Source organism: Staphylococcus schleiferi, from assembly GCF_025558325.1.
Lineage (GTDB): Bacteria > Bacillota > Bacilli > Staphylococcales > Staphylococcaceae > Staphylococcus > Staphylococcus schleiferi.
Window position 1 is genome coordinate 1,406,602 of record NZ_CP094712.1, and the last position, 12,032, is coordinate 1,418,633.

General features: G+C 35.1%; 14 protein-coding genes. 12 read left to right on the forward strand and 2 right to left on the reverse strand.

Annotated elements, in window-relative coordinates:
* The first annotated feature begins 33 nt into the window (after positions 1-33).
* Together MUA40_RS06640 and MUA40_RS06645 are read left to right on the forward strand one after the other, a co-directional pair.
* On the forward strand, positions 34-3,489 hold the full coding sequence (locus MUA40_RS06640) for a dynamin family protein (RefSeq protein WP_126496146.1): 3,456 nt from the start codon (positions 34-36) through the stop codon (positions 3,487-3,489).
* Between the two features lie 4 nt (positions 3,490-3,493).
* The gene (locus tag MUA40_RS06645) at positions 3,494-4,378 is read left to right on the forward strand and encodes a 5'-3' exonuclease (RefSeq protein WP_016425082.1); all 885 of its coding nucleotides are present in this window, start codon (positions 3,494-3,496) and stop codon (positions 4,376-4,378) included.
* 92 nt (positions 4,379-4,470) lie between these two features.
* Here MUA40_RS06645 and MUA40_RS06650 read toward each other — a convergent pair whose 3' ends face one another.
* Entirely contained in the window at positions 4,471-4,875 is a 405-nt protein-coding gene (locus MUA40_RS06650) for a ribonuclease HI family protein (RefSeq protein WP_016425081.1), read from the reverse strand.
* A gap of 132 nt (positions 4,876-5,007) precedes the next feature.
* Positions 5,008-5,706, reverse strand: coding sequence for a queuosine precursor transporter (locus MUA40_RS06655; protein WP_016425080.1), 699 nt, complete (start codon positions 5,704-5,706; stop codon positions 5,008-5,010).
* 210 nt (positions 5,707-5,916) lie between these two features.
* Here MUA40_RS06655 and MUA40_RS06660 point away from each other — a divergent pair, with 210 nt between their 5' ends.
* The 10 genes from MUA40_RS06660 to MUA40_RS06705 all read left to right on the forward strand — a co-directional run bounded on the left by MUA40_RS06660 (position 5,917) and on the right by MUA40_RS06705 (position 12,024).
* Positions 5,917-6,102, forward strand: a complete 186-nt coding sequence (locus tag MUA40_RS06660; RefSeq protein ID WP_037559128.1) for a zinc-finger domain-containing protein — start codon at positions 5,917-5,919, stop codon at positions 6,100-6,102.
* A 28-nt stretch (positions 6,103-6,130) separates the two neighbouring features.
* Positions 6,131-7,246, forward strand: a complete 1,116-nt coding sequence (locus tag MUA40_RS06665; RefSeq protein WP_262569269.1) for a virulence factor — start codon at positions 6,131-6,133, stop codon at positions 7,244-7,246.
* Between the two features lie 28 nt (positions 7,247-7,274).
* Positions 7,275-7,715, forward strand: coding sequence for a bacilliredoxin BrxA (gene brxA, locus MUA40_RS06670; RefSeq protein ID WP_167732779.1), 441 nt, complete (start codon positions 7,275-7,277; stop codon positions 7,713-7,715).
* A 284-nt stretch (positions 7,716-7,999) separates the two neighbouring features.
* Positions 8,000-8,953 carry a thymidylate synthase gene (locus MUA40_RS06675; RefSeq protein ID WP_016425077.1) on the forward strand — a complete coding sequence of 318 codons (954 nt, stop codon included), beginning with the start codon at positions 8,000-8,002 and terminating at the stop codon, positions 8,951-8,953.
* Positions 8,954-8,969: 16 nt separating this feature from the next.
* Positions 8,970-9,449, forward strand: coding sequence for a dihydrofolate reductase (locus tag MUA40_RS06680; protein WP_016425076.1), 480 nt, complete (start codon positions 8,970-8,972; stop codon positions 9,447-9,449).
* Between the two features lie 19 nt (positions 9,450-9,468).
* The gene (locus MUA40_RS06685; protein WP_016425075.1) at positions 9,469-10,320 is read left to right on the forward strand and encodes a DegV family protein; all 852 of its coding nucleotides are present in this window, start codon (positions 9,469-9,471) and stop codon (positions 10,318-10,320) included.
* A gap of 19 nt (positions 10,321-10,339) precedes the next feature.
* A complete protein-coding gene (gene msrA, locus MUA40_RS06690; protein ID WP_016425074.1) occupies positions 10,340-10,864 on the forward strand; it encodes a peptide-methionine (S)-S-oxide reductase MsrA in 525 nt (174 codons plus the stop codon).
* On the forward strand, positions 10,861-11,289 hold the full coding sequence (gene msrB, locus MUA40_RS06695; protein ID WP_016425073.1) for a peptide-methionine (R)-S-oxide reductase MsrB: 429 nt from the start codon (positions 10,861-10,863) through the stop codon (positions 11,287-11,289). The genes msrA and msrB overlap by 4 nt, the downstream gene beginning before the upstream one ends.
* 13 nt (positions 11,290-11,302) lie before the next feature.
* Complete coding sequence (locus MUA40_RS06700; protein WP_016425072.1) at positions 11,303-11,803, forward strand: PTS sugar transporter subunit IIA; 501 nt, start codon at positions 11,303-11,305, stop codon at positions 11,801-11,803.
* On the forward strand, positions 11,803-12,024 hold the full coding sequence (locus MUA40_RS06705; protein WP_016425071.1) for a YozE family protein: 222 nt from the start codon (positions 11,803-11,805) through the stop codon (positions 12,022-12,024). The genes MUA40_RS06700 and MUA40_RS06705 overlap by 1 nt, the downstream gene beginning before the upstream one ends.
* Positions 12,025-12,032 lie beyond the last annotated feature (8 nt).

The window sequence follows — 12,032 nt, forward strand, 5'->3', positions numbered from 1 at the left end:
AGAGTGCTTTATAAACAAGGGGAGTCAGTTTACATGCAGAACCAAGAAGAACTAGATATTTTATATAAATTAAAAAAAGAAGTAGAAAAATCAGATCATTATACGTTTGTTCAAACGATTAATCAAATAATTAAAAAAGTTTACCTAAATCAATATACCGTGACCTTTGTAGGCCACTTTTCATCTGGAAAATCGACAGTCATTAATCGTCTTATCGGTCAGGAGATATTACCCAGCTCACCCGTTCCAACCACTAGTAATACCGCACGTGTGACTGTTGCTGAGCAATCAGGGATGACCGCAAACATTGAAGGTCAAAAATACACTTCCCTTCAAAATTATGACGAAGTTAAAGCGATGAACCGGGAAAATTATCAAGTTGAATCCATTGATATTCAAATACAAAGTTCAAAGTTCAAAAATGGCTTCACTTTTCAAGATACGCCAGGTGTAGATTCCAATGTACAATCACATAGTGCGCAGACTGAGCAATTTTTATATACAAGTAATATTGTTTTTTACACAGTTGATTATAATCACGTTCAATCTGCTTTAAACTTCAAATTTATGAAAAGATTAAATTATGCAGGTATCCCGGTTGTCTTTGTTGTTAACCAGATTGATAAACACAATCATCAAGAAATCGACTTTGAAACTTTTCAACGTCGTGTGCAACAGTCAATTCAAGAATGGGATATTCAACTTTTGAAAACATTTTATATTACTAAATTTGAGCATCCTTATAATGAATTTGATGCCCTTTCATCATTTATACGAGAACAAGACCAACATAGAGAACCCGTCAAAGATTATGTTGCTCGAATGAAAGAGTTTATTCAACAACATCAAAAAGATTATTTACAGCAAGAAATGCAGATGCTTCTAGAACGTTTAAATATTACGGCTGAACAATTTGATCAAGCATATCAAACACATCAAAAAAATGAAATGATAAGTGAAGAAACACAACTGTTAAATACCCCTTCAGCCCTTAAGCAATATTTAAAAGATAAACGCAGATCTATTATTGATAATGCTTATATTATGACGCATGATATGCGGGAAACCATTCGTTTTTATTTAGAAAGTATGACTAAAAACTTTAAAGCAGGGGGACTTTTTAATAAAAAAAGAAAAACAGAGGAAATTCGCGCTGCACGCCTTCATGACGTTATACAACAACTGCAGAAGCGGATTGCGCATCAAATTGAAAAGCCTATGCAAGATGACTTATCATTTTTGACACGCTTTATCAATAATACACAATTGAATCAGCAAATTTTAAAGCAACACTTTGAAATTCCTGAAAGTCTTATCACTGAACTGTATCAAACACAAATAGAAATTACGAATCAGTATGTGCTCACTTTCTCAGAGCATTTAATGAAAGAAATCAAGCAATATATCTTGAAAATGTCTGAGCCTTTAGATGAAGAAATCATTGAAAATGTCCATGCAGAAGAGCATTTAGTTGAAGATTCCACTGATATTCAAGACTATAAGCGCTATATCGATTTGCGGAAATTAAAGCAATCTCTAGAAACAGAAAACTATCGCCATTACTATATTCATATGTCAGACTCTCTTGACCAACTGATTGATCGGACACGCATTCATTTCCAACCACAAGAAACGGTATCCGACTCAACCTATGAATCCGATAATCATCAAAGTGTGGTCACAAATGAGCGAAGTTTGCATACAACTCAAATCCAACAAGGATTAGACGTTGTTCGCAACATCCCGCTTTTTAAAACAAGTGTCAAAAACATTGAAGATACATTAACGAGAATGACACAACAAAAAATTAAAATAGGGATTTTCGGTACATTTAGCGCTGGAAAAAGTAGCTTGATTAACGCGCTACTAGGTAAAGCTTATTTAACTAGTTCGCCTAATCCTACCACTGCCGCTACGACAGAAATATCGTATGGGTCCCATCACAGTGTTACATTTAAAACACCTGACGCCTTATTAGCAGATATTAACGATATGACCCAGCTCATAGACAATCAGTTTGATTCAATCACGACGTTTTTAAACACAGATCTTGAACAATTAAAAACAAAGATTGATAAAAATAGCGTTGCCTTTATTAATGCAGTAGAAAAAAACTATGATTTATATCAGTCCTATATCGAAAAGGGCATAGAACACCCCATCGATGCTTCAGAAATTTCGAAATGGAGTGCGGAAGACGAATTTGCTACCTTTGTACAAATGGTGCACCTACGTCTACCCTTACCATGGCTAAAAGACAAAGTGATCATTGACTCATTAGGTTTACATTCTAATAATCAACGACACACGAATGAAACCGAAAAGATTTTGACAACATCAGATCTTATTTTATATGTAAGTTATTTTAACCATGCGTTTACACAGAATGATCAAGCTTTCATACAACATATGAAAGATATGAATCAATTGAAAACCAATCAGTCGTTTAAAATGGTCATTAATGCTGTTGATTTAGCTGAAAACAGTGACGAACAACAAGCAGTATATGCATATGTCAAAGATGCGTTGTCTAAAGTCCAAATGAACCCTGATATCTTTATGGTATCGAGTCGCGCCGCTTTAGAGACAGATGATGAAGGGATGCATACGTTAAAAGAAAGTATCACACATTTCGCTGAAGTCGAATCTAAATCACTGTTAGAACAGAAAATGTATGATCAATTTGCCTATATTAAGGAAGCTTACGAATCAATCATCAACGATTTTGAAACCAATGCGCAACAAATGCATCAGACGCAACAACAACTTGAACGTATGCGCCGAGAAAAACTATTTAAAGCTGAATTAATCCAATCGATTGCACAAAAGACCTTTAACGAAATAGAAGATCAAATTTACCATTTAAATGAGCGCTTAAAAATCCAATTAGCAGATGATGTTAAAGCGATTTATAATGGCCAAATGACAAATACAAATCATTTTAATGAAGAAAAAAGACGGAGTACGAAATCATATCTTGATCAAATACACCAAAAGCTCTTCTTAGAACAAACACTGCTAATAGAAAGACTTAAGCATTTCTTTAATCAAGCATTACAACAAGAAATGGCACCTAAAATTAAACTACTTCAACACTATCGCGTGATTATACCTGATTACGAAACCATCCAGATTGAACCGTATGAAAAGTCTATTTTAACGCTCGAGTTACAACAAATGGTTGATCAATTACCTAAACAGCTGACAAAGCGAAACCTTTTACAGCCTAAAGTACAAAAACAAATCCAATCAGAAATCAAAGAACGCACGATTAACTTGCTTCAGCCAAAGTTGACTGAACTACGAAAAGTGTTAGAATCGCTGTTAGACCAACTCACTTCAAAAGCAACTGAAGCGATTGAAACGGCAGAATTAGAAGCACAAAATGAAATCAATGCGATCCTTGATTTCAAAATTGATGATACACTTATCAATCAATTAAAAATAAGCACGCCAAAATTAGCACAAATTCTAAATTCAAAGGACTGAAACGATGACTCAAAAACTTTTACTTATAGACGGCATGGCCTTATTATTTCGTCACTTTTATGCGACGAGTATCCATAAAAATTTTATGCGAAATTCAGCAGGTGTCCCTACAAATGGGACACAAGGCTTTGTCAGACATGTCTATAGCGCGATTCGAGATATCCAACCGACGCATGTCGCAATTTGTTGGGATATGGGAAAGGCGACATTTAGAAATGAAATGTATGTAGATTACAAACAAAATCGCCCAGAACCACCAGAAGAATTAATCCCTCAATTTAATCATGTCAAACATATTTCACAATCACTCGGCTTTTTAAATATAGGCGTCGAAAACTTTGAAGCAGATGACGTTATCGGTACACTCGCACGCTCTTTTTCAGAGTCTGATGAACATCACGAAGTTTATATTGTGACAGGTGACCGAGATTTACTTCAATGTATTAATGAAAAGGTTAATGTTTGGCTGATTAAAAAAGGATTTAATGAATATCACAAGTATGATCAAGCCCGCTTTGAAGCGGAATATGGTTTAAAACCACAACAACTTATTGATGTTAAAGCTTTTATGGGAGACACTGCTGATGGATATCCTGGTGTCAAAGGGATCGGAGAAAAAACAGCGATTAAATTGATTCAACAGTATGATTCAGTTGAAAATGTTGTTGAAAATCTTGCAAAGTTAACACCGGGTCAGCAGAAAAAAATCAATGAACATTTATCTGAACTTCAACTGTCTAAACAATTGGCAACGATAGAGTGTCACGTTCCTATAGAATGGACTTCATTACTTGAATCTATGGCGCATCAAGTTGAACTTAACCACGTCCTTTCAATTTGTGATCAACATGAGCTTTTTGTCTCAAAACGATTTATTCAACATTTATAGTATATCTTCAGAATGAGGTATGGTTGTCATTATTAAAAAGTACCGAAATTAACTGTTTTTCATAAGTTAATCTCGGTACTTTTTTATTTGGGTTAATCAGACTGTTGCTTTATTGTATGGTATAACTTATCTTGTGCTAATTGATTTGCTGCTTTATTTTGCTTTCTCGGAACCCATTTCACAAAGCAAAGTGCAAAATGGTTTGATTCATTTAAGTAACGCTCAAGATAAGCTTTAAAGTGTTTATTTTTAACATATTCTCGATTCACAGCATCTTCGATAAGTTGTGAATCCGTATAGATCAGTGCAGTCTCGATATTTAACGCTTTAGCCTGTTTCATTGCAAATAGGAGCGCTTCCCATTCTGCAGTATGATTGTCCATCATCCCTAACACTTTAGTGGCTGTATAACGCTCATGTTCATCTACAATCACAACGCCACATGTGCTTAGACCCGGATTGCCTTTCGTTGCTGCATCAAAATGTATTTTCGCCAATAGAGCTCACCACACTTCAACTTCTTTAAGATTAAATACGCCAACATATTACATTATTACAGAAATCTTCACCCGCAAGATTAATGACTAATTCAAAGTCATCTTTTATTTTTAAATTAACATGATTGCTGATCAATAGCCATCATCTTTAATTTTACCTTTACGATAAAGTGATTTTGCCCAATAACCAAATGGTACATTCAAAATTGTAGAAAGCAATTTTAATAAATACGTTGTTATAAATATTTCAAATATGACAGGATGAGGTAGACTGCCATAAAAAGCGATGAGTACAAATAACGCAGTATCAAATATCGAACTTAACGTTGTACTTCCATAAGCACGTATAAAAAATGTGCGATCCGATTTAAATATTCTCTTAATCACATTAAATACGAACACATCAATGTGTTGGCCGATGATATAAGCAATGATTGAGGCAAATGCAATACGAGGTACGACATCAAAAATAGATTTCAACGCGCTTTGTGCCATATCCGCATCACTTGGTTGAAATGCTAAGGAGATTTGCATGACGATAATCATCACTAAAGTGGATGAAAAACCTAACCAAACTGCTCTTTTAGCAACTTTCCGCCCATAAATATCATTCAATACATCAGTTGCAAGATAAATAGAAGCAAACATAATGTTACCTAAAGTGGCTGAAATCATAAATATATCCACCGTTTTCAATACTTGGATATTTGCAATAATTGTTCCTATTGCGACCCACGCATATAATCCGGCCTTACCAAAAAAACGGTACATTAAAACCATTAATATAAATGTAACTAAAAACGCGACTAAACCTAGCCATTCGTTATACAATGAGAATCCCTCCTAAATTTTGTTAAAGCGGGTGTTTAGAAACCGCTCAACGATATAACTTTACTATTATAAGCAAACCGTGTTGTATTTTCAAGATAGGTTTTTCTGAAAGGATTGAGGAAATCACTAAGTTTAAACATTTCAATGTACCTATCAATCATGTTAATATAGTGAATATTGTATGCATTATATTTTAAAGAGGTGAATTTTGTGCTCACTGAATCTAAGAAAAATGCTATTGCCGAGATTGACCAACTCTCTCAGCAATATTGTGAGCAATGTCTTGTTAAATCATACATTCGAAAAGTAAAAGGGAAGACACAAGCACATCACTTCTGCATCAATGAATGTTCAATTGGAAAGCAAATTCGACAACTTGGAAACGAGTTGCAATAAATGTCATGATTTGATGAGGAGGTTTTTTATGGAAATTGTTAAGGTAGAGCCTACACCGAGTCCAAATACCATGAAAATTGTTTTATCTGAAACAAGGGAAGATCGTCATTCTTCGACTTATACCGAAGTTAAAGAAGGGCAACCTCCCTTTATCAATGCTATTTTGAAAATAGAAGAAGTTAAATCTGTTTTTTATGTGTTAGATTTTATAGCGGTTGATAAAATGCCTAAAGCAGATTGGGAGGATGTTTTGCCTAAAGTGACTGCGACGCTCAATCACGATCAGCAAGATTCTCTCTCCGAAATTCAACCGGATTCACATTTTGGGGAAATTAAAGTAGAAGTCCTAAAGTTTAAAGGGATTCCCTATCAGGTTAAATTAACTACAGGGGATAAAGAATATAGAGCGCAATTAGAGGATCGCTTTGTTAATGCCATGCTTTCTACACAATTACCTGAAGATAACGTCGTATTTTTACGCAAATGGGCATCACTAGGTGTAAGATATGGGGATATCGAAGAAGTTATGGCAGAAGTCATTGAAGAAATGCATGCAGTTTACCCGGAACATGTTTTAGACCAATTGGTTGAAGAAGCTAAAAACACTAATATCACTGTTCCCGAAAAACATTATACGCATGTCTCTTTAGAGACCTATCAGCAAACAGCGGATTGGAAAACACGTCTACGGATGCTTAAATCTTTTCCAACACCAACTGCAGACGACTATCCTTTACTAGATGCGGCATTAAATGAAAGTAAAGTCCCATTGAGAAGAGAAGCTGTGGTCTTGCTCAGTATGATTGAAGACAAAGCCACACTTCCATACTTATATAAAGGTTTAAGAGATCAAAGCCCAGCAGTTAGAAGAACAGCGGGAGACAATATTAGTGACTTAGGCTTTAAGGAAGCTTTACCTGAAATGGAACGGGCGCTCGACGATCCACAAAAAATAGTGAGATGGCGTGCTGCGATGTTTCTTTTTGATGAGGGTGGTCCCGCACAATTGGAAAGTTTAAAAGCGCATCAAGACGATTCAGCGTATGAAGTGAAGCTCCAAATTGAAATGGCGATTACGCGCATTGAAAATGGAGAAGACGCGCTTGGATCTGTTTGGAAGCAAATTGCAAATCGAAATCAATAAATGAATAAATAGAGGGAGTGTTTTTATAATGAATGCATATGATGCTTATATGAAAGAACTTGCTGCACAAATGAGAGGCGAGTTAACAGAAAATGGTTTTGAAAGTTTAGAGAGTGAAGCGGATGTCAGTGATTATATGGCAAATGTGGAAGACGATGCAACAACATTTGTTGTCATCAACTCAACTTGTGGTTGCGCGGCAGGACTTGCGCGCCCAGCAGCAGTGGCAGTCGCTGAACAAAACGAAAACAAACCTAATCATAAAGTCACAGTATTTGCCGGTCAAGACAAAGAAGCAACAGCTAAAATGAGAGAATACATTCAACAAGTACCATCAAGTCCATCATTTGCGCTATTTAGAGGTACACAACTTGTGCACTTTATGCCACGTGAACATATCGAAGGTCGAGACATTAATGATATCGCCATGGATATTAAAGACGCTTTCGATACGCATTGCCAAGCATAACTTTCTAACAAGGATTGAAACATGCCAAACAAATGCTGTTTCAATCCTTTTTGACTTTCAATAATAGCAACAGTGCGCTATCATTTCATAGCTCATCGCGACAATTGAAAGAAAGAGTTCATTAATTAGAAGTAAGTAAAGACGCCACACAGACAACTATGAGCATACGTTTATTTAGAACCCATTTGCTAGTTAAGAAGCATCTCTTATCAACAACGTTGTTTTTATTTTTCAAATAGTTAAAAATCGTCTATTATATATACTAAGAGAAAGAGGTGAATGTCATGAATCCATTTGATCAAGCGTATCACAGCTTATGTGAAGAAGTATTAAAAATTGGAAATCAACGTGATGATAGAACAGCCACAGGCACCATTTCTAAGTTTGGTCATCAACTTCGATTCGATCTTTCGAAAGGGTTCCCGTTACTCACTACTAAAAAAGTTTCGTTTAAGTTGATTGCTACAGAATTAATATGGTTTATTCGAGGCGATACAAATTTAAGATATCTTTTAAAATATAATAACAACATTTGGAATGAATGGGCGTTTGAAAAGTATGTCCAAAGTTCAGATTACCACGGCCCAGATATGACTAATTTTGGCCATCGTGTCCAACATGACCCAGAATTTGCAAAAATCTATCAACAAGAGATGAACAACTTTAAACATCAAATATTGAACAACGATGCATTCATGGAAAAACACGGAGATTTAGGTAATGTCTACGGTAAACAATGGCGTGATTGGGTTGGTGCTGATGGGCAGCATTATGATCAACTTAAAACAGTTATTGAACAAATTAAGACACATCCTAATTCGAGACGTCATATTGTGAGTGCTTGGAATCCATCAGAAATTGACACTATGGCATTACCGCCATGTCATACACTATTTCAATTTTATGTAGAGAACAATCGATTAAGTTGCCAGCTCTACCAAAGAAGTGCTGACATCTTTTTAGGTGTTCCTTTTAATATTGCAAGCTATAGTCTGTTGACGCATCTTATCGCAAAAGAATGTCAATTAGAAGTCGGTGAATTTGTTCATACTTTTGGAGATGCGCACATTTATAGCAACCATATAGAAGCGATTCAAACACAGCTTGAACGAACAAGCTACGAACCACCTCAGTTAAAAATTAATTCTGATTGCTCGATATTTGATATAGAATATGAAGATTTAGAGATCGTTAATTATCAATCACATCCAGCAATAAAAGCACCGATTGCTGTATAAATAAAGGAGCAAACAAATGACACTATCTATTTTAGTCGCACATGATCAACATCGTGGTATTGGATTCCAAGGCCAATTACCTTGGCATTTACCTAATGATTTGAAGCATGTAAAAAAATTAACCACCGGGCATACACTTGTTATGGGACGTGCCACTTTTGAGTCAATTGGCAAGCCATTACCTCAACGTAGAAATGTTGTGTTGACTCGAAATAAAGACTTCCATCATGACGGCGTTGATGTGATACATGACATTGATGAGATACAATCCATTAAAGACGAACATGTTTTTATATTTGGCGGACAATCTTTATTCGAAACTTTCATCGACAAGGTTGACGACATGTATATCACAGTGATAGATGATGAATTTCAAGCAGATACCTTTTTCCCACCTTATACATTTGAAGAGTGGAAAGTCGTTTCTGCAGAAGAAGGTACAGTAGACGAGAAAAACAAGTACCCACATACATTTTTACATTTGACTCGAAAGTAAATCTTGGAGGTTTCATACTATGCAACAAATAATTGTTACTGATTCAACATCAGACTTAGAACCATCATTTTTAAAACAACATAATATTCATGTCGTTCCATTAAGTGTTACAATTAATGGCGACTCATACGAAGATCAAACTGAAATTACAAATGAATCTTTTTCTCAATACTTGGGTTATGATGAAAATGATCTTAAAACAAGTCAACCTCCAATCGGAAAATTTGTAGAGAAATATGAGGAACTTGCTCAAACTGGTGCTGAAATTATTAGTATCCATCTATCTTCAGGTTTAAGTGGTACTTACCAAACGGCTGTCCAAGCAAGTGAAATGGTTGATGCTAAAATTACTGTCATTGATTCAAAATCGATTTCGTTTGGTTTAGGTTATCAATTGAAATGTTTAACACAATGGGTTGAAGCTGGCTTATCAACAGAAGAAATCCTTAATAAATTAAAAAAATTACAAGAAAACATCAAGTTATACGTCATTATTGGTCAATTAGATCAACTGATTAAAGGTGGACGCATTAGTAAAGCAAAAGGCTTGATTGGTAACTTTATGAAAATTAAGCCAATTGGTGAACTTGTTGATGGTAATTTAGAGATGATTCATAATGCACGTACACAAAATGCATGTATTAAATTTATCCTGAAAGATTTAAAATCATTTATCGGTGATAATGCTATTGAATCGGTTGGCATATCACATGCAAAAGCACAAGATTTTATGGATAAATTTAAAGAAAAATTAGACGAAACATTTAATATACAAAAATTTGAATTTGGACATACGACACCCGTGATTTCTACGCATACAGGTGCGGGTGCAATCGGTTTAGTTGTCTTGAAAAATTCTAAAGACTTATAAAAACTCGGAGGTGTCAGAAATGGCGATAGCAACATTAGCAGGCGGATGTTTTTGGTGCCTCGTAAAACCATTTACATCATATGACGGTGTTAAGAGCATCACTTCTGGTTATAGTGGTGGCACGGTTGAATATCCAACTTATGAAGAAGTATGTACGAATACAACAGGACATGTTGAAGCTGTTCAAATTGTATTTGATGAACAAGTGATATCTTTTAGTGATATTTTAGATATTTATTTTAAAACATTTGATCCGACTGATAAAAATGGACAATTTTTTGATAGAGGCGAAAGTTATCGACCTGTCATTTTTTATCATGATGAAGCACAGAAAGAAAGTGCACTAAAGAAAATTGATGCGCTAAATGAGGCAAAAATATTCGATAAACCTGTCGTCACACCGGTAGAACCTTACAAAAATTTCTATCCAGCAGAAGACTATCATCAAGATTATTATAAAAAACATCCCGTTCATTATTATCAGTATCAGCGTGGGTCTGGTAGAAAAGCATTTATCAAAAAACATTGGGGTGATCAAGCATGATTAAAAAAGATAAAAAAGATCTAACTGACTTAGAATATCTCGTAACACAACAAGATGGGACAGAACCTCCATTCCAAAATGAATATTGGAATCATTATGAAAAAGGGATTTATGTAGACAAAATTTCAGGTAAACCACTTTTTACTTCTGATGATAAATTTGAATCAGATTGTGGTTGGCCTAGTTTTTCAAAAGCCATTGATGATCAAGATATTATCGAACTTGTCGATAAATCTTTCGGAATGATTCGAACAGAAGTCCGTTCTGAAGACAGCAATAGTCATCTCGGTCATGTCTTTAATGACGGCCCAAAAGATCGTGGTGGCTTACGTTATTGTATTAATTCAGCAGCAATTCAGTTTATTCCTTATGAAAAACTTGAAGCACTCGGTTATGGTGATCTCGTAAAACTTTTTGATAAATAAAGGAGTTAACAAGATGTTCAAAAAACTTTTCGGTAAGAATAATGAAGCAAGCAAAGACATTACGGTTTATGCGCCTATTAGTGGTGAACTTGTAAAAATCGAAGACATTCCAGATCCAGTTTTTGCTCAAAAAATGATGGGAGAAGGGTTTGGCGTGCAACCTATTGAAGGTACAGTTGTTTCACCTATAGATGGTGTTGTAGATAACGTTTTTCCTACTAAACATGCAATTAGTTTAAAAGCTGATAATGGTCTTGAAGTATTAGTTCACATTGGCTTAGATACTGTTCAACTTAACGGTGAAGGATTTGAAGTTTCAGTTGAAAGTGGTGATCGAGTAAAAATGGGTGCTGTCCTCGTATCATTTGATTTAGAATTTATTAAACAAAATGCTAAATCTACTGTTTCTCCAATTATCATTACCAATACTGCTAGCACAGAATCAATTCAATTTGAAGAGGCGTCACATCTTAGCAAAGGTGAAACTTCAGTGATAGAAGTGAAAATGAAATAATGAAAGATGCATCATTTTATCAATTCGCATTAACTGTACGTGGCCGTAAAGATCTACAAGGGGCACTCGCAGAAATGATTTTTGAAGATTTATCATTTCCTAAATATGAGAAAAGTTTCGATGTATTGTCCGAATATATTGAAACGGAAGGTAATTATACTTTACCTATGTCTGTCTTTGATGATTTATATGAGGAATATCAAGAATGGCTACAATTTTAATGTGATGT

Excerpts from the sequence above, each read along its gene's own strand:
- MUA40_RS06640 (WP_126496146.1), top strand. The coding sequence starts at position 34 with ATGCAGAACCAAGAAGAACTAGATATTTTATATAAATTAAAAAAAGAA.
- MUA40_RS06645 (WP_016425082.1), top strand. The coding sequence starts at position 3,494 with ATGACTCAAAAACTTTTACTTATAGACGGCATGGCCTTATTATTTCGT.
- MUA40_RS06665 (WP_262569269.1), top strand. The coding sequence starts at position 6,131 with ATGGAAATTGTTAAGGTAGAGCCTACACCGAGTCCAAATACCATGAAA.
- brxA (WP_167732779.1), top strand. The coding sequence starts at position 7,275 with ATGAATGCATATGATGCTTATATGAAAGAACTTGCTGCACAAATGAGA.
- MUA40_RS06675 (WP_016425077.1), top strand. The coding sequence starts at position 8,000 with ATGAATCCATTTGATCAAGCGTATCACAGCTTATGTGAAGAAGTATTA.
- MUA40_RS06680 (WP_016425076.1), top strand. The coding sequence starts at position 8,970 with ATGACACTATCTATTTTAGTCGCACATGATCAACATCGTGGTATTGGA.
- MUA40_RS06685 (WP_016425075.1), top strand. The coding sequence starts at position 9,469 with ATGCAACAAATAATTGTTACTGATTCAACATCAGACTTAGAACCATCA.
- msrA (WP_016425074.1), top strand. The coding sequence starts at position 10,340 with ATGGCGATAGCAACATTAGCAGGCGGATGTTTTTGGTGCCTCGTAAAA.
- msrB (WP_016425073.1), top strand. The coding sequence starts at position 10,861 with ATGATTAAAAAAGATAAAAAAGATCTAACTGACTTAGAATATCTCGTA.
- MUA40_RS06700 (WP_016425072.1), top strand. The coding sequence starts at position 11,303 with ATGTTCAAAAAACTTTTCGGTAAGAATAATGAAGCAAGCAAAGACATT.
- MUA40_RS06705 (WP_016425071.1), top strand. The coding sequence starts at position 11,803 with ATGAAAGATGCATCATTTTATCAATTCGCATTAACTGTACGTGGCCGT.